The sequence below is a fragment of the Microbacterium alkaliflavum genome (assembly GCF_044325405.1).
Taxonomy (GTDB): Bacteria; Actinomycetota; Actinomycetes; order Actinomycetales; family Microbacteriaceae; genus Microbacterium; species Microbacterium alkaliflavum.
In genome coordinates, this window is sequence record NZ_JBIQWL010000005.1 from 166,699 (window position 1) to 184,123 (window position 17,425).

Annotated in this window: 14 protein-coding genes; 7 read left to right on the forward strand and 7 right to left on the reverse strand. The window is 71.5% G+C overall.

The genetic code is table 11. The features are described from left to right. The 7 genes from ACH3VR_RS15060 to ACH3VR_RS15090 all read left to right on the forward strand — a co-directional run. A partial coding sequence (locus tag ACH3VR_RS15060) for an amidohydrolase family protein (protein ID WP_397557134.1) occupies positions 1-934 on the forward strand: 934 nt, incomplete at its 5' end. A gap of 11 nt (positions 935-945) precedes the next feature. Then, entirely contained in the window at positions 946-1,761 is an 816-nt protein-coding gene (locus ACH3VR_RS15065) for an FAD binding domain-containing protein (protein WP_397557135.1), read from the forward strand. Then, entirely contained in the window at positions 1,758-4,502 is a 2,745-nt protein-coding gene (locus tag ACH3VR_RS15070) for a molybdopterin-dependent oxidoreductase (RefSeq protein ID WP_397557136.1), read from the forward strand. The genes ACH3VR_RS15065 and ACH3VR_RS15070 overlap by 4 nt, the downstream gene beginning before the upstream one ends. A 114-nt stretch (positions 4,503-4,616) precedes the next feature. Further along, a complete protein-coding gene (locus ACH3VR_RS15075) occupies positions 4,617-5,726 on the forward strand; it encodes an ABC transporter substrate-binding protein (protein ID WP_397557137.1) in 1,110 nt (369 codons plus the stop codon). A gap of 5 nt (positions 5,727-5,731) precedes the next feature. Next, positions 5,732-6,553, forward strand: coding sequence for an ABC transporter ATP-binding protein (locus ACH3VR_RS15080; RefSeq protein WP_397557138.1), 822 nt, complete (start codon positions 5,732-5,734; stop codon positions 6,551-6,553). Between the two features lie 2 nt (positions 6,554-6,555). Further along, positions 6,556-7,353 (forward strand): ABC transporter permease, encoded by a 798-nt coding sequence (locus tag ACH3VR_RS15085; RefSeq protein ID WP_397557139.1) that lies wholly within the window; start codon positions 6,556-6,558, stop codon positions 7,351-7,353. Next, entirely contained in the window at positions 7,350-8,261 is a 912-nt protein-coding gene (locus tag ACH3VR_RS15090) for an ABC transporter permease (RefSeq protein WP_397557140.1), read from the forward strand. Before ACH3VR_RS15085 ends, ACH3VR_RS15090 begins: the two co-directional genes overlap by 4 nt. Before the next feature lie 82 nt (positions 8,262-8,343). On the opposite strand, the gene ACH3VR_RS15095 is transcribed toward ACH3VR_RS15090, so the two are convergent. Genes ACH3VR_RS15095 through ACH3VR_RS15125 form a run of 7 tightly spaced genes read right to left on the reverse strand, consistent with a single transcriptional unit; the run spans position 8,344 to position 17,417 of the window. Beyond that, positions 8,344-9,633 (reverse strand): allantoate amidohydrolase, encoded by a 1,290-nt coding sequence (locus tag ACH3VR_RS15095; protein ID WP_397557141.1) that lies wholly within the window; start codon positions 9,631-9,633, stop codon positions 8,344-8,346. 14 nt (positions 9,634-9,647) lie between these two features. Continuing rightward, entirely contained in the window at positions 9,648-10,871 is a 1,224-nt protein-coding gene (locus ACH3VR_RS15100; protein WP_397557142.1) for a pyridoxal-phosphate-dependent aminotransferase family protein, read from the reverse strand. Next, positions 10,868-12,466: an AtzH-like domain-containing protein gene (locus tag ACH3VR_RS15105; protein WP_397557143.1), complete on the reverse strand. Its 1,599-nt coding sequence runs from the start codon at positions 12,464-12,466 to the stop codon at positions 10,868-10,870. Before ACH3VR_RS15105 ends, ACH3VR_RS15100 begins: the two co-directional genes overlap by 4 nt. After that, positions 12,459-13,550: an acetamidase/formamidase family protein gene (locus ACH3VR_RS15110; protein ID WP_397557144.1), complete on the reverse strand. Its 1,092-nt coding sequence runs from the start codon at positions 13,548-13,550 to the stop codon at positions 12,459-12,461. The genes ACH3VR_RS15105 and ACH3VR_RS15110 overlap by 8 nt, the downstream gene beginning before the upstream one ends. Further along, complete coding sequence (allB, locus tag ACH3VR_RS15115) at positions 13,547-14,896, reverse strand: allantoinase AllB (protein ID WP_397557145.1); 1,350 nt, start codon at positions 14,894-14,896, stop codon at positions 13,547-13,549. Before allB ends, ACH3VR_RS15110 begins: the two co-directional genes overlap by 4 nt. Then, the gene (locus ACH3VR_RS15120) at positions 14,893-15,756 is read right to left on the reverse strand and encodes an aspartate/glutamate racemase family protein (protein ID WP_397557146.1); all 864 of its coding nucleotides are present in this window, start codon (positions 15,754-15,756) and stop codon (positions 14,893-14,895) included. Before ACH3VR_RS15120 ends, allB begins: the two co-directional genes overlap by 4 nt. Then, positions 15,753-17,417, reverse strand: a complete 1,665-nt coding sequence (locus tag ACH3VR_RS15125; RefSeq protein WP_397557147.1) for an NCS1 family nucleobase:cation symporter-1 — start codon at positions 17,415-17,417, stop codon at positions 15,753-15,755. Before ACH3VR_RS15125 ends, ACH3VR_RS15120 begins: the two co-directional genes overlap by 4 nt. Positions 17,418-17,425 lie beyond the last annotated feature (8 nt).

Genomic DNA, 17,425 nt, shown 5'->3' on the forward strand with positions numbered 1-17,425 from the left:
GTCGGCGGCGCGCGTCGGCGTGCGACTGCACGCGACGCGCGGCTCGATGGACCTCGGCGCCTCGCAGGGCGGCCTGCCTCCCGATTTCGCGGTCGAGACGACGGATGCCGCGCTGGCGGCCTCTCAGGAGGCGGTCGAGCGCTGGCACGACCCGTCGTTCGGCTCGCCCGTGCAGATCGCGATCGCGCCGTGCTCGCCGTTCTCGGTGACGACCGACCTGCTGCGCGAGGCTGCCGTGCTCGCCCGGTCGCTCGGGGTGCGGCTGCACACGCACGCCTCGGAGACCGTCGAGGAGGACGCGTACTGCGCCGAGAAGTTCGGGAAGACGCCGACGCAGCACCTGGAAGACCTCGGCTGGCTCGGCGACGACGTCTGGATGGCGCACGGCGTGCACCTCGACGACACGGCGATCGCAAGATATGCCGCAACCGGCACGGGCGTCGCGCACTGTCCCTCCTCCAACGCCCGGCTGGCGGCCGGCATCGCACCCGTTCACGATCTCCTCCGCGCCGGGGTACCGGTGGGGCTCGGCGTGGACGGCGCCGCGTCGAATGAGTCGGGTCAGCTCGGCATCGAGATCCGCGAGGCCGTTCTCATGAACCGGCTGCGCACGGGTGCCGACTCGTTCAGCGTCCGCGACGGCCTGCGCATCGCGACGATCGGCGGGGCACGTGTGCTCGGACGTGACGCCGAGCTCGGCTCGCTCGAGCCCGGCAAGGTCGCCGACATCGCGGTGTGGCGCGTGGACGGCGTCGAGCACGCCGGCATCCTCGACCCCGTCGCCGCCCTCGGCCTCGGCGCCCTCCCCCCGCTGCACCGCCTCTACGTCGGCGGACGCGCGATCGTCGAGGAGGGCGCACTCACGTCGGCCGAGGAACCCGTCATCGCGGAGGAGGTCGCCGCCGCATCGCGCGCCCTCGCCGCCCGGCTCTGATGCGGCATCCCGTGGACATCGACACGATCACGAGCTACCGCAAGGCGCGGAACCGCGTCGATCTCACCCTCGCCGACGGCGAGACGTTCCTCGCGGGCGGCACGTGGCTCATGAGCGAGCCGCAGCCCGACACGACCGGCTTCGTCGATCTCACGACCATGGGCTGGCCGGCGCTCGAGGTCACCGACGAGGGCCTGCGCATCGGCGCGACCTGCACGATCGCCGAGCTCGTCGCCTGGGCGCACAGCAGCGAGCGGCCGGCCGAGTGGACGGCGGCGGCGATCATCCCCGACGCCGCGAACGCGCTGCTGGCGTCGTTCAAGATCTGGAACACCGCGACGGTCGGCGGCAACGTGTGCCGCTCGTTCGCCGCGGCGTCGATGGTCGCCCTCGCGACCGCGCTCGACGGCGTCGCGATCGTCTGGACGCCCGACGGCGAGGAGCGCCGCCTCGCCGTCGCCGACCTCATCACGGGCAACGGCACCAACAGCCTCACACCGGGCGAAGTGCTGCGGGCGATCCTCCTGCCGGCCGCGGCGCTCCGATCGAGAGCGCTGCTGCACAAGATCGCCCTCGCCGAGCTCGGCCGATCGGGTGCCGTCGTGACGGGGCGGGTGGATGCCGACGGCTCCGCCGTCTTCGGAATCACGGCGGCGACACTGGTCCCGGTCGTGCTGCGGTATCCCGCGCTCCCCACGGCTGACACGCTCGCGCAGCATGTCGCGGAGGCGGCCGGCTACTACTCCGATCCGCTCGGCGCCGCCGACTGGCGCCGCGGCGTCGCAGGAGTGCTCGCCGAGCGCGTCCGCAGGGAGCTTGCGGCATGAGGCTCGAGGTCAACGGCGAGTCTCTCGACGCCGACCCGCGGCCCGGACAGTGCCTGCGCACACTCCTGCGCGAGCAGGGACACCACGAGGTGAAGAAGGGCTGCGACGCGGGCGACTGCGGGGCGTGCGCCGTCATCCTCGACGGCAAGCCCGTGCACTCCTGCATCATCCCCGCCGTGCGGGCCGAGGGCGCCGAGGTCACGACGGCGGCGGGACTCGCCCCCGGCGACGACCTCCACCCCGTGCAGGAGGCGCTCGCCCGGCACTTCGGCTTCCAGTGCGGGTTCTGCACGCCCGGCATGAGCGTCACGGCCTCGACGCTCACGCCCGACGACCTGCCCGACCTCGATCGCCGCATGAAGGGGAGCCTGTGCCGATGCACGGGCTACCGTCCGATCCGCGAAGCGATCACGGAGGCCGTGCTGGGACCGGTGCGCGAGACCCGCCCCCGCGACGACCGGGTGGGAAGCTCGGCCCGCCCCGAGGCGGGCCGGCGGATCGTGCAGGGCCTCGAGCCGTTCACCTTCGACACGACCATCCCCGGCGCGCTCGTGCTTCGCGTGCTCGGATCACCGCATGCGCACGCGCGGATCACGGCGATCGACGCGTCGGCGGCCCGCGCCGTGCCCGGCGTCGTCGCCGTCTTCACGCACGAAGACGTCCCGCGCGACCGATACTCGACGGCTCGGCACGAGCATCGCGAGGACGACCCCGACGACACGCGCCTGCTCGACGACGTCGTGCGCCACGTCGGACAGCGGGTCGCCGCCGTCGTCGCCGAGACGAGCGCCGCCGCCGAGGAGGCGCTGCGGCTCATCCACGTGGAGTACGACGCGCTCCCCGCCGTCTTCGACCCCGAGTCGGCCCGCCGCCCCGGAGCGCCGATCATCCATCCCGAACTCACGCCCGACGACCGCGTGGCCGAGGCATCCCGAAACGTCATCGCCGGGCTGCACGACGGCTTCGGGGGTGATGTCGACGCCGCCCTCGCCGACAGCGAGGTCACGGCCTCGGGCACATGGCAGACGCAGCGTGTGACGCACGCGCAGCTCGAGACGCACGGCTCGATCGGCTGGCTCGACGACGACGACCGGCTCGTCATCCGCTCCAGCACGCAGGTGCCGTTCCTCACCCGCGACGAGCTCGCGCGCCTGTTCGACCTCCCGCCCGACCGCGTGCGCGTCTTCGCGACCCGCCTCGGCGGCGGGTTCGGCGGCAAGCAGGAGATCTTCACGGAAGACCTCGTCGCCCTCGCCGTGCTGCGCACGGGTCGGCCCGTCTCGTACGAGTTCTCGCGCGCCGACGAGTTCCGCCGCGCGTCGGTGCGGCATCCCATGCGCGTCTCGGTCTCGCTGGGCGCGACGCAGGAGGGCGTGCTCACGGCGATGAAGGTCGACGTGCTCAGCGACACCGGCGCGTATGGCAACCATTCGATCGGCGTCCTGTTCCACGGCTGCGCCGAGTCGATCGCCGTCTACAAGTGCCCGATCAAGCGGGTCGACGCGGAGGTCGTGTACACGAACAACGTGCCCTCCGGAGCGTTTCGGGGCTACGGCCTGGGGCAGGTGATCCTGGGCATCGAGTCGGCGATGGACCTCCTGGCCGAGCGCCTGGACCTCGACCCGTTCGAGCTGCGCCGGCGCAACGTCGTGCAGGGGGGCGACCCGCTGCACGAGACCGACGACGACTGGGAGGAGGACCTCGTCTGGGGCAGCTACGGCCTCGACCAGTGCCTCGACCTCGCCGAGACGGCGCTGCGTCGGGGCAACGGCGTGAAGGCGCCCGACGGCTGGCTCGTCGGCGAGGGTATGGCGCTCGGGATGCTGTCGACGATGGCGCCGGGCGGCCATATCGCGCACACGACCGCGACGCTCCGCCCCGACGGCACCTACGTGCTCGCCGTCGGGACGGCCGAGTTCGGAAACGGCACGACGACCGTGCACCGGCAGATCGCCACGACCGTGCTCGAGGCCCCGTTCGACCGGCTCGTGCTGCGCAGCTCCGACACCGACGTCGTGCGCCACGACACGGGCGCGTTCGCGTCGGCCGGCATCACCGTCGCCGGCAAGGCGCTGCACGCGGCGTGCGTCTCGCTGCGCGGGCGGATGCTGCAGATCGCGGCGTCGCTGACCGGCTCGAGCCCCGAGGGCGCCGTGCTGACGGCCGACGGCGTGCGCACCCGAGCGGGGCTCGTCGGCTTCGATCGCATCGTCGCGGCGGCTCCGGCCGCCGAGCGCGACGAGCACGGTCTCGTCGCCGACGGTCGCGAATTCGGCGACCTCCGGTCGCTCGTCTTCAACGTGCACGCGGCGCGCGTCGCGGTCGATCCCGACACGGGCGCCGTGAAAGTGCTGCAGTCGGTGCAGGCCGCCGACGCCGGCTTCGTCATGAATCCCGCGCAGTGCCGCGGGCAGGTCGAGGGCGGGGCAGCGCAGGGCATCGGCAGCGCACTGTACGAGGAGGTGCTCGTCGAGGACGGGCACGTCGTGAACCCGGTCTTCCGCCAGTACCGCGTGCCGCAGATGGCCGACGTCCCGGTGACCGAGGTGTACTTCGCGTCGACGAGCGACGACCTCGGACCGTTCGGCGCGAAGTCGATGAGCGAGTCGCCGTACAACCCCGTCGCCCCCGCGATCGGCAACGCGATCTCGCGCGCGCTCGGCACCCGCGTGTACGAGCAGCCCTTCTCGCGCGATCGCGTCTGGAGGGCTGCGCAGGGCTCGCGGATGCCGCGACCCTGAGTCCGACATCCCATCATCCTGAGTGTCACACCCCCGAAACACCGCGGCGGCCCTGCGGAAACGTGGCGGGAATAGCGTCGGGCGCACAGCATCCACCCTTTGGAGGGTCTCCCGATGGCATCACACAGCAAATCCCCGCGCCGTGGCCGGCGCGGACGGCTCCTCGCACTCGCAGTCGGCCTTGCGGCATCCAGCCTCCTTCTCGGCGCCTGCGCCTCGGGCAGCGGCTCCGCGGCGCCCAGCGCCGGCGCGGCCGCCTCGTACGGCGACATCAGCGTGCAGTACTCGTGGATCAAGAACGAGGAGTTCGCGGGCGAGTTCTACGCCTACGACAAGGGCTACTACGACGAGGCCGGCTTCTCCGAGGTGACGGGCGTCGCCGGCCCCGACACGGGGGTCGCGAAGCTTCTGTCCGGCTCGGTCCAGGTCGCTCTGAGCGACGCCGCGTCGGTCGGCGCCGCCGTCGCCGAGCAGGACGCGCCGCTGAAGATCATCGGCACGACGTTCCAGAAGAACCCCTTCACGATCCTCTCGCTCCAGAACGGCGCGAACATCGAGACGCCCGAAGACCTCATCGGCAAGAAGATCGGCGTGCAGGACTCCAACGCCTCCGTCTTCAAGGCGCTGCTCGCGGCGAACGGCATCGACGAGAGCGAGCTCACGATCGTCCCGGTCGACTTCGACCCGACGCCGCTCATCAACGGCGAGGTCGACGGCTTCATGGCCTACCTGACGAACGAGGCGATCACCGTCGAGCTGTCCGGCTACCCCGTCACCAACCTGGCCTACGCCGAGAACGGCCTGCCGTACGTCGCCGAGACCTTCACCGTGACCGACCAGTACCTCGCGGAGAACAAGGACCTCCTGAAGGCCTTCCTCATCGCCGAGATCAAGGGCTGGACCGATGTCTTCCAGGCCGAGACGACCGACACCGTCGACGTCGTCGTGAAGCACTACAACGACTCGGCGGCCGCGGGAGACCTCACGTTCGGCGACCTCGACCCCGAGAAGACGGCGAAGGCGATCGAGGCGGAGAAGCTCCTGATCTCGACCGACGAGACGCAGGCGAACGGCCTGTTCACCATCTCGGACGACCTTCAGAAGCAGACCCTCGCCTCGCTCAAGGCATCCGGCTGGGATCTCAAGGCGGACCAGCTCTTCGACACGTCGATCATCGACGAGATCTACGAAGAGCAGCCCGAGCTCAAGGACTACCTCCCGTAGGGATCATGACCATTTCGGAGAACCTGGATGCCGGTGCCCTCACGGGTACCGGCATCCAGATCACAGGCGTATCGAAGTCGTTCTCGCTGCGCGGCGGGAAGTCTCTGCTCGCGCTGCAGGGAACCGACCTGCACACCGAGAAGGGCTCATTCCTGGCCCTCCTCGGTCCTTCCGGCTGCGGCAAGTCGACGATCCTGCGCATCCTCGCGGCGCTGGAGCATCCCTCGACCGGCACGGTGCTCGTCGACGGCGAAACGCCCGATCAGATGCGCGCCGGCAGCGAGCTCGGAATCGCGTTCCAGGATCACGCGCTGCTGCCGTGGCGGAGCATCCGCAAGAACATCGAGCTGCCGTTCGAGGTCGCGGGACGCCCCGTCGACAAGGACTACGTCGACGAGCTCATCGAGCTCGTCGGCCTCAAGGACTTCGCGAGCGCGAAGCCTGCGCAGCTGTCGGGCGGCATGCGTCAGCGCGCGTCGATCGCCCGCGCGCTCGTGCTGAAGCCCTCGGTGCTCCTCCTCGACGAGCCGTTCGGCGCGCTCGACGACATGACGCGGCAGAACCTCAACCTCGAGCTCCTGCGGATCTGGACGGAGAAGCCCGCCACGACACTTCTCGTGACGCACGGGATCAGCGAGGCGATCTTCCTCGCCGACCGGGTCGCGGTCATGTCGCCCCGCCCCGGACGCATCAAGGAGATCATCGAGGTCGCCCTGCCGCGTCCGCGGACGCCCGAGATGATGCGCACGCCCGAGTTCCACGCTCTCGTCGACCGCGCTTCCGAGCTGCTGTTCGGCGTCGACGGCCGGGCCGAGGCGGAGGCCTAGGCATGCGCCTTCCCGGCTGGGCCGCGGCGCTCATCGGCGGTGTCGGGCTCGTCGTTGTGTGGGGGGTGTTCTCCGTCCTCGCCTTCCAGCCGCAGGAGGGGACGACCTTCACCCCGGTGCCCTCGCCCTTCGCGGTCTTCGACTGGCTGTTCGTGCAAGGCAACATCCTCGGCGCCTGGAACGTCTTCCAGCCCACGATCACGGCGGCCGCGATCGGCTACGCGTGGGGCAACGGCATCGCGCTCGTCCTCGCGACCCTCGTGCTGCTGCTCCCCCGGCTCGAGACGCTCATCACGCAGATCGCGGTCGTGACGTACTGCCTGCCGATCGTCGCGATCGGCGGCATCTCGGTCGTCGTCGTGGGCGGGGCGAAGAACCCCGGCGACCCGTCCGCGACGGCGATCTTCCTCGCCGCGATCGTGTGCGTCTTCACGACGGTCGTCGGGTCGATCCTGGGCTTCGCCTCGGCCGACAAGGCCTCGCTCGACGTCGTGCGGGTCTTCGGCGGCAGCGCGTGGACGCAGCTCGTGAAGGTCAGGCTCATCGCAGCCCTCCCGTCGATCCTCAACGCGCTGCAGATCGCCGTGCCGACCGCCTTCCTCGGCGCCGTGCTCGGCGAGTACCTCGGCTCGATCACGGCGGGAGTCGGGCCTACGCTCATCCGGCTGCAGGGGCAGCTCGACTCCGCGGGGGTGTGGTCGGTGTTCCTCCTCTGCGGCGTCTTCGCGCTCGTCGCCTACGGCCTCGTGGGGCTGCTCGTCAGATTCGTCACGCCCTGGGTCGCCGGGAGGCCGTCATGACACCGAAGGCCGAGCCCGTCCACACCGCCCACCCGCCCGCCGCACCGACGGCGCAGCTCGTGCTCGCCGCAGACGCCGCGGCGCAGGCGCGCCTGCGCGCCGACCGACGCCGCGCCGTCTCGAAGGCCGTGCTGCGCGCCCTCGGCAACGCGCTCATCACCCTCGTCGTGCTCCTCGTGCTGTGGCAGGCGGTCGTGAGCCTCACGGGCATCTCGCCCTACGTCGCGAAAGGCCCGCTCGACGTCTGGAACCATCTGTTCGCCGACGAGGATGCCGCCGCGCACCGCGCCGTGCTGTTCCCGCTCGTGTGGCAGACGCTCGCCGACTCGGCGATCGGATTCGTCGTGGGCATGCTCGTCGCGATCGTCCTGGCCATCGCGTTCAGCCTGTCGAAGTCGGTCGAGGCCGGCGTCATGCCGCTCGTGCTGCTGCTGCGCACGATCCCGCTCGTGTCGATCGCGCCCGTCATCATCCTCATCACGGGACGCGGCACGACGGCATCCGTCGCGGTCATCGGCACGATCGTCGTGCTCTTCCCGGCGCTCGCGAACGTGCTGTTCGGGCTGAGCCGCGCGAGCCGGCAGAGCCTCGACGTCGTGCACGTCTTCGGCGGCAACCGGCCCATGGCGATGCGCAAGGTCAACCTCCCGGGCGCCATGCCGTCGGTCTTCGCCGCGGCGCGCGTCTCGGTGCCGGCGGCCGTGACCGGCGCGCTGCTGGCCGAATGGCTGTCGACCGGGCTCGGCATCGGCGGCGCGATCCTCAAGTTCAACGCGCAGGCGCAGTTCGCGCAGCTGTGGGGCGCGATCGCGATCATCACCCTCATCACCCTCGTGCTCTACAACATCGTGCAGGTGGCCGAGAGCGTCGTCCTGACCCGCATGGGCATGAAGGGCGAGACCCGCTAGCGCGAGACCACCATCTGTTGCGCGAAACCACCTTCCCGTGAAGGTGGTTTCGCGCAACAGATGGTGGTTTCGGGAGGGCTGGTCAGGAGGGCTCGGCCGCGAGGTGCAGCACGGCCTCGGCGAGCGCGCGGATGCCGAGGCCGACATCGGCGGCCGAGACCGACTCGTCGGGGTGGTGGCTGATGCCGTCGGGGTTGCGGAGGAACAGCATCCCGACGTCGGTGATCGCGCCGATCGCCATGCCGTCGTGCCCCGCGGGGCTGAACAGAGTGGGCGGCGGCTCGATCGGCGCGGTCGCGGCGATGCCCTCGCGGATGACGTCCTGGAGGAGCGGCGCGCAGAACACGGCGGGCGCGTTGTGCACCTCCCGGGCCGCCCAGCGCAGCCCGCGGCGGCCCATGATGGCGTCGAGCTCGCGGGCGATCGCGTCCCACACGCGGTCGCGCTCGCCGTCGAACTCGCCGCGCAGATCGAGCGAGAGCCGCGCCTCACCCGGCACGACGTTGATGGCGCGCGGGAAGGCCTCGAGCTGCCCGACCGTGCCGATGATGTGGTGCTCGGCGCGGCAGATCGCCTCGACGGCGAGTGCGGCCTCCGACGCACCGAGCAGGGCGTCGCGCCGCACGTCGTACGGAGTGCCGCCCGCGTGTCTCGCCTCGCCCTCCACGATGAGCTGGAAGCGCCGCGCCGAGGCGATCGACGACACGACGGCGAGGGACTCGCCGCGGCGGTCGAGCTCGGGACCCTGCTCGATGTGCGCTTCGAGGTAGCCGACGAGCTCCGCCGGGCGCCGCGCGGCCTCGCCGAGACGACCGGGGTCGAGGCCGAAGTCGAGGAACGCCTCGCGCACGGTCGTGCCGTCGGCGTCCGTCAGCGCCCACCACTCGTCGTTCCACACGCCGCCCGCGGCCGACGAGCCGAGCAGCGCCTTGCCGAAGCGCACGCCCTCCTCGTCGGAGAACGCCGCGACCTCGATCGCGAAGGGCAGCGGCGAGCGCCACGAGCCGTCCGGTCCCGCGACGCGCAGCAGTCGCACGACCTCGAGCCCGATCAGCACGCCGACGATGCCGTCGAAGCGGCCCGCGTCGGGCACGGTGTCGAGGTGCGAGCCGATGAGGAGCGCCGGCGCGTCGGGAGTGGATGCCTGGAGCCGGCCGAACTGGTTGCCCGCGGCATCCTGCCACGTGGTCATGCCGAGCTCCCGCATCCACTCCGCCGCGAGCCGGTTGACCCGGGCGTGCTCGGGCGAGAGGTAGACGCGCTCGATGCGTCCGCGCGCCGACGAGACCCGCGCGAGCTCGTCGCAGCGCGCCATGACCCGCCGGGCCGATGTCGCGATGTGGTCGGGCGTGGTCTCGAGGCGCGGGCTCACGCCGCGCCCCGCGTTCACGCCGCCCCCGCGTACACCCCGGCCGCCGCCTCGACGCCGCCGCCCGCCGGCACGGCCACGCCGCAGCGCGCGAGCACGGCCTCGAGCGCGGCGAGGGTCGTGAGCACGGCGTCCTTGCGCGCGTTGTAGCCCATCGTGCCGATGCGCCACACGCGACCGTGGAGGGGTCCGAACGACGTGCCGATCTCGATGCCGAAGTCGTCGAGCAGCGCCGCGCGCGCGGCATCCCCGGGCACGCCGTCGGGGATGAGAACCGCGACGACGTTGTTCATCTTGTGCGCGACGTCGCCGAACACGGTCAGCCCCAGCGCCTCGACCCCTTCGAGCATCGCGCGGCCGGCGAGCTCGTGCCGCGCGATGACGGCGTCGCGGCCTTCGAGCAGGATGAGCCGCGCGCACTCGCGCGCCGCGTAGAGCATCGATGTCGCCTCGGTGTGGTGATTGAGGCGGCGCGGGCCCCAGTAGTCGAGGATCATGCCGAGATCGAAGTAGTTGGAGCGCACGAAGTCGGGCGAGGACGGATCGCCGGGCTCCCGGATGCCCGCCTCGACCTTTTTGCGCGCTTGCACGACCTCGACGGCGCGGTCGGAAAGAGTGAGGGGGGCCGACCCCGAGGGACCCCCGAGGCACTTCTGCAGCCCGGCGGTCGCGGCATCCACCCCCCAGGCGTCGGCCTCGAAGGCGTTGCCGCCGAGCGAGGCCGTCGCGTCGGTGTAGAACAGCACGCCGTGGCGGGCGCAGATCGCACCGATCTCATCGAGCGGCTGATTCATCGTCGTCGACGTGTCGCCCTGCACGAGGGCGAGCACGGCGGGCTTGACGCGGACGATCGCCTCCTCGACCACCGACGGCGGGAAGACCTGACCCCATTCGGTCTCGATCGTGTGCACCTCGGCCATCGCACGCTCGGCGATCTCGGCCAGCAGGTGCCCGAAGCGCCCGAAGACGGGAACGAGCACGCGGTCGCCGGGGCGGATGAGTGAGACGAGGGCCGCTTCGATGCCGGCGCGCGACGTGCCGTCGATCAGCAGCGTCGCATCGTTCGCCGTCGCCCACACGCCGCGGTACAGCTCCTGCGTCTCGGCCATCGTCGCCGTCATGAACGGGTCGTACTGGCCGACGAGCGGTGCCGACATCGCGCGCAGCACGCTCGGGTAGGCCGAGATCGGGCCGGGGCCCATGAGCAGTCGCGCGGGCGGATCGATGGGGCCGGGGGTCATGAGTTCTCCGGTGAGGTCGGGTCGGCGACGAGGCGCGCGAGGCGACGGGCGAGGCGGACGAGCGCGACGTCGGTGCCCGCGCGCGACACGAGCGCGACACCGACGGGCGCGGGGCCGAGCTGCGACGGCACGGTCAGCAGCGGCGCGGAGACGGAAGGGAGCCCGCCGACGGCGGCCGGCGCCGTCATGCGCAGCGTCGCCTGCCTCACGGCATCGACGCGAGCTCCGCCGTGCGTGCGCATCGGCGCCGGCCCCGGCACGGTCGGGAACATCAGCACGGAGCTTGCGACGAGCGCGTGGAGGCGCTCGCGCAGCGGCTCGAGGGCGGAGCGGGCGGATGCCTCGGCCTCGGCGGTGATGCCGGCGGCGAACCGGAACCGCTCGGCGACGGCGGGACCCGTGGCATCCGGATGCGCGGCCAGCCACTCGCCGTTGTTGCGCCACGCCTCCGCGGCCTGCACCGTGCGGAAGGGCTCGTAGTAGTCGTGGAGGGCGCCGATCTCGATCCGCGCGAGCGTCGGAGGATCGTCGGACGCCGCGATCCGGACGAGGAATGCGTCGAACGCCGCGAGCGTCTCGGGCTCGCTCGCAGCGAGCGTCTCCTGCGGGATGAGGAGCCGCCACGGCAGCTCGGCATCCGAGGCGCCGTAGACGCTCTCGGTCGACGCGGAGCCGTCGTAGCTGAGACACCAGTCGACGACGCGCTGCAGCGTCGCGCTGTCGCGCGTGAGCCACCCCACCGTGTCGAACGACTGCGCGAGCGGGAGGAGCCCCTGCCGCGGCACGAGCCCGTGGGTCGTGCGCAGACCCCAGAGTCCCTGGTACGACGCCGGCACGCGGATCGACCCTGCGGTGTCGGTCGCGAGCCCGATCTCGGCCTGGCCGGTCGCGACGGCCGAGGCCGGTCCGCTCGACGAGCCGCCCGGCAGCGCGCCGGGCAGGGCGCCGTTGGGCGGAGTGCCGTAGTGCGCGTTGTCGCCGGCGATGCTGTAGGCGAACTCGTCGGTGCGGGCGATGCCGCGGAGGGATGCTCCGCCCCGCAGCAGATCCGAGACGGCCGGCGCCGTCGTGGTCTCGGCCTTCGCGGAGTCGAGGAACGTCGGATTGCCCGCCCCGACGCGGTAGCCCTTGATCGCGAAGAGGTCTTTGACGGCGACCGTGAGGCCCGCCAGCGGCCCCTCCCACGCGCCCTGGTAGAGCGGGTCGCCGACGGTGCGCCACACCGACCGATCGAGCGCCTGGGCGCGCCCCGTCACGTGCGCCGCGGTGATGAGCCAGCGACCGTCGACGCGCTCCCAGAGCTGTGTCTGCAGGCCTGTGCCGCCTTCGAGGTAGTGCGACACGGAGACGAGAAGCGCGGCATCCCTCCCCAACGGCCGGTATTCGACCCGCTCGATCGTGCGCGGCGGAACGCCCCCGCGCACGCCGCGGAAGGCACTGATCGCGTCGTGGCCCACAAGGAGGCCGGCGGCGTCGCCGCGCAGGGTTTGCGGTCCCGGCGCGAAGGCGGCGTCGAGCGCGTCGAGGTCGTTCGAGAGGATCGCGCGCTCGTAGTCCTCGAACGCCGTGAACAGGTCGTCGGGGATCTCAGCCACGCGGCACCGCCTCGAAGTCCGCCTCGCGGATGCGGGCGTGGATGCCGCACACGATGTCGACGACCTGCGAGATGTCGAAGTCGGTCGCGGCGCTGAGGTACGCGTAGGCGAGGTGCTCGTCCATGCCCCAGCGCGCCGAGATGAGCTCGATCGCGGCGCGGACGCACTTGCGCATCGCCTCGTCGAGGTCGGGGTCGAGACCCGTCGGCACGAGGTACTCGTCCGTGCGCACGAGGGGTCCGGCGACCTCGCCGAACTCGCGTACCGCCTCGGCCCGCGGCACGACGTCGAACCGCAGCGTCGCGCGGAGGGATGCCTCGAGCGCCGTGAGCGCGACCTCGCCGTCGCCCTGCGCGAAATGCGGGTCGCCGACGTACGCCAGAGCGCCCGCGACCTGCACCGGGAGGTAGAGCACGGCGCCCTCGACGAGGAGCTTGATGTCGATGTTGCCGCCGTGCGCGCCGGGAGGCACGGAGTGCGGTCTCTCGTGCGAGGCGACGGCCACGCCCATCGTGCCGAGGAAGGGGGCGAGCGGGAACTCCACGAGGCGCCGGCCGCCGTGCGTGACCGGCAGCACGCCGACGAGCCCCGCGTCCCGCTCCTCGACGGGGGCGAAGACGCTGACGCTCCCCTCGCTGCGCGGCAGGACGCCGACGAGCGCGCCCTTGCCGTGGCGGTTCGAGATGACGCCGTACGGCACGCGCGGCACGAGCTTGTCGACGGTGATCTTGAGCAGATCGCCGGGCTCGGCGCCCTCGATGCGGATCGGCCCCGTGACGATGTGCGGCCCGTCGGCGGCGGGATCGCGCGACAGCGTCGCGGCGATTGCGACGGCGTCGTCGAGCACCGACGATGCGTCGACACCGTGCCCGCCGAAGTACGCGAGCGGGTCCTTGCCCTGGTCTTCGAGCACGCCCTCGTGACTCACGGTGTCGATCGTCACCGTCTCACCGGACGAGATCGTCAGGACAGCGGCATCCGTCGCGCATGGAAGCCGCCCCCAGAGCACCGTGTCGGGGGTCGACGGCAGGTAGTGGTCGCCGGGGAGCTCCCCCGTGCCGGGCTGCAGGATCTCGACGGTCACGCGGCTCCTTCGTCGGCGAGGGCGGGCACGGCCACGATCTCACGGCCGGCGCGTTCGACGACGCCGTCGCGGTAGGCGAGCACGCCGTGCACGTACGTGTCGGTGACGACGCCGTGAAGCGTCGCGCCGTGCCACGGGGAGAGCTTGTTGCGGTACTCGAGCCGATCGGCGTCGACCGTGAACGGCGCCTCCGGCCGGAAGACCGCGAGGTGCGCCGGCTCACCGACGGTGATGCGCCCGAGCCCGCCGAGCCCGGCGATGCGCGCGGGACCCGTCGTGAACAGCGGCAGCAGGGATTCGAGCGGGATGCCGCGCCTCCGCGCCTCGGTCCACACGGCCGCGAGCCCCGTCTGCAGGCCTGAGATGCCGCCCCAGGCGAGGCCGAAGTCGCCGCCGCCCTGCTCCTTGAGCGCGCGCGTCGAGGGCGAGTGGTCGCTCACGATCGCGTCGATCGTGCCGTCGAGGACGCCGGCCCACAGGAGGTCCTGGTTGGCGGAGTCGCGGATCGGCGGACAGCACTTGAACGCGGCATCCCCGTCGGGCACGTCCTCCGCACGCAGGGTGAGGTAGTGCGGGCACGTCTCGATGGTGAGCCGCACGCCCGCCGCCTTCGCCGCCCGCACGGCATCGAGAGCGGTGCCGTCGGAGACGTGCACGATGTGCGCCCGGGCGCCCGTGCGACGGGATGCCTCGATCACGAGCCGGATCGCCGCCTTCTCGCTCGCCGGCGGTCGGGAGGCGAGGAAATCGGCATAGCGGCGGCCCAGCGGACCGTCGGCGTGCAGGTGGGCCGGATCCTCGGCGTGCGCGATGAGCACGCCGTCGAACTCCGCGATCTCGGCGAGCGCGGCCTCGAGCTGCGCGGCGTCGAGATGGCCGAACTCGTCGATGCCCGAGGGTGAGAGGAAGCACTTGAAGCCGACGACGCCCGCGTCCCACAGCGCTTGCAGCGTGCCGAGGTTCTCGGGCACGGCGCCGCCCCAGTATCCGACGTCGACGGCGAGCTTGCCGGCTGCGGCGGAGCGCTTGGCGGCGAGCGCCTGGACGGTCGTCGTGACGGGCACCGAGTTGAGCGGCATGTCGAACACCGTCGTGACGCCGCCCGCCGCGGCCGCGGCGGTGCCCGTCGCGAAGCCCTCCCACTCGGTGCGGCCCGGTTCGTCGAGGTGCACGTGCGAATCCACCAGACCAGGGAGGAGCACGGCATCGTCGGGCACGGCCTCGTCGGCGCCCGGATCGAACGGATCGATCCCGGCGATGACGCCGTCCTCGATGCGCAAGGTCGCGGGCGTCCATGCGCCGTCGATGAATGCGCGGCGCGCGGCGAGCGAGGTGGGACGGGTCATGCGCTCACGGTAACGTCGGCGCGTTTCCCGGGTGTTTCCCGCGTTCCTGCCGGCGCACCCTCCCCTGGCGCGGAGGAGCGGAGCGGATTCGACGAAGGGAGGACCGATCCCGCGTGCGGCTCCTCCGCAGCTCGGTTCTCCTCCCCCGGTCGGACCGGCTGGGGCCGGCGCGGCGGAGCGGCGTACTCGTCGCGTTTGCTCGTGCCGACCCCCATGCGCGCCATGCCGGCCGCGAGGCCCACCGCCGCGGCGACACCGTCGACGACCGGCACCCCGATGCGGGCCGAGATCGCGTGGCAGAGGTCGGCCATGCCGGCGCAGCCCAGCACGATGACGTCGGCACCACCGGCGACGGCGTCGGCGCACAGGCCGGTGATCGTCTCGACTGCCGCGGATCCCGCGTCCTCCAGGTCGAGCACCGGGATGCCCGAGCCCGCCAGCGAGACGCAGGCCCGGGCCATCCCGTACCGCTCCACGAGGTCCTGCGCGCGACCGAGGGTGCGGCCGAGGGTCGTGACGACGCCGAACGAGCGCCCCGCGATCGCCGCGACGTGCATGGCCGCCTCGGCGATGCCGACGACGGGCACGTCGACGAGCTCGCGGGCCGCGTCGAGCCCCGGATCGCCGAAGCACGCGATCACGTACGCGTCGCTGCCGCCGGCACACAGGTCCTGCTCGATGAGCTCGACGACGGCGACCGCCGCGTACGCCTCGTCGAGATGGCTCTCGATCGCGGCCGGACCGCGCTCGGGGCACACGGCGGCGATCTCGACCCCGGGCCCCGCGACCTCCCGGGCGGCGGCCGCGATCTTCGCGGTCATCGCCCGGGAGGTGTTGGGGTTGACGAGGGTGATCCTCACGCGCCGGTCTCCCGCACGACGGGGATCTCGGTCGAGATCGCGGGCGGCTCCGAGGCATCCGTCTTCGCGGCGCCGTCGAACGTGCCGTCCGAGATGCCCGCCGTCTCGCCCGCGAACGTCGGCACTCTCGGGTCGAGCTTCTCGAAGAGGACGAAGAATCCGTAACCGAGCCCGCAGCCGATGAACCATGTGAAATTGCCGATCCACGAGACGTCGAACAGGCCCATGTCCGCGAACATCTTGGGGAAGATCGCGAGGATGATCGTCGGGATGCCCGCCCACAGCAGCGTCTTGATCGCGTTGGGGTTGTAGCCCTTGCGGTACCAGTACGCACCCGTCGTCGACAGGGTGAACATCTCGTCGACCTTGATGCGCTGTCGCGCCGCGACGTAGTAGCCGGCGATGAGCAGGCCGAACAGCGGTCCGATGAGCGCCGCGAGGAGGCCCAGCGAGTAGTGGATCGCGGTGGCGTTGCTGTACCAGTTCCACGGCATGAGGAAGACCGAGCCGACGGCGGCGATCATGCCGCCCATCCGCCAGGAGATGCGGTGCGGCGCGACGTTCGAGAAGTCGAACGCCGGCGAGATGAAGTTCGCGACGATGTTGATGCCGACGGTCGCCGTGACGAACGTCAGCCCGCCGAGGAGGATCGCGAACGGCGTGTCGATCGCCTGGACGGTGTGGATGGGGTCGACGATCAGCTCGCCGAACACCGGCACCGTGGCTGCCGCCGTGATGACGGTCAGGAGCGAGAAGAAGAGGAAGTTGACCGGCAGGCCCCAGAAGTTGCCGCGCCTGACCTGCTTGAACGACTTGCCGTAGCGGGCGAAGTCGCCGAAGTTCAGCATCGGCCCGGAGAAGTACGACACGACGATGCCGATGGCCATCGCCATGAGCCCGATGGTGCCCCAGAATCCGCTGGGTTCGCTGCCCGGCTCCGACAGGTTGAAGTCGATGTTCTCCCAGCCGGCCTGCGACACGAGGTAGACGGCGAGGAGGATCATCACGACGTACACGGCCGGGCCCGCCCAGTCGATGAAGCGGCGGATGACCTCCATGCCGTTCCAGAAGAGGGCGACCTGCGCCACCCACAGGATCGAATAGGAGATCCAGCCGAGCGCCGAGAGCCCGAGGAAGGACGGCTCCAGCAGCGCTTCCGAGCCCGGCATGAACTTCAGGAAGATGATGTTGAGCGACTCGGCTGCCAGAAAGGTCTGCACGCCGTACCAGGCGATCGCGATGAGCCCGCGGATGATGGCGGGGATGTTCGCACCCCTCACGCCGAAGATCGCCCGGTTCACGACCGGGTAGGGCACGCCGGTCTTCTGGCTCGGCTTCGCGACGAGGTTCGTGAAGACCTGCACGATGACGATGCCGATGATGAGCGCCACGAGCACCTGCCACGCCGCGATGCCGAGCGCGAAGAGCGATCCGGCCGTGACGTAGCCGCCGACGGAGTGCACGTCCGACATCCAGAACGCGAAGATGTTGTACCAGGTCCACTTCTGCTTGCGCAGCGGGGCGAGGTCTTCGTTCGCGAGGCGGGGGTCGTACTCCGGCTTCATGTTGCCCGAGCCGACGGGGTGTCCCGCCGCTTCGACGATGTCCTGCGGTTTGGTGAGCGGCGCCGCGATCGGCGCGGACTCTTCGGGAGGGGTCATGAGCAGTG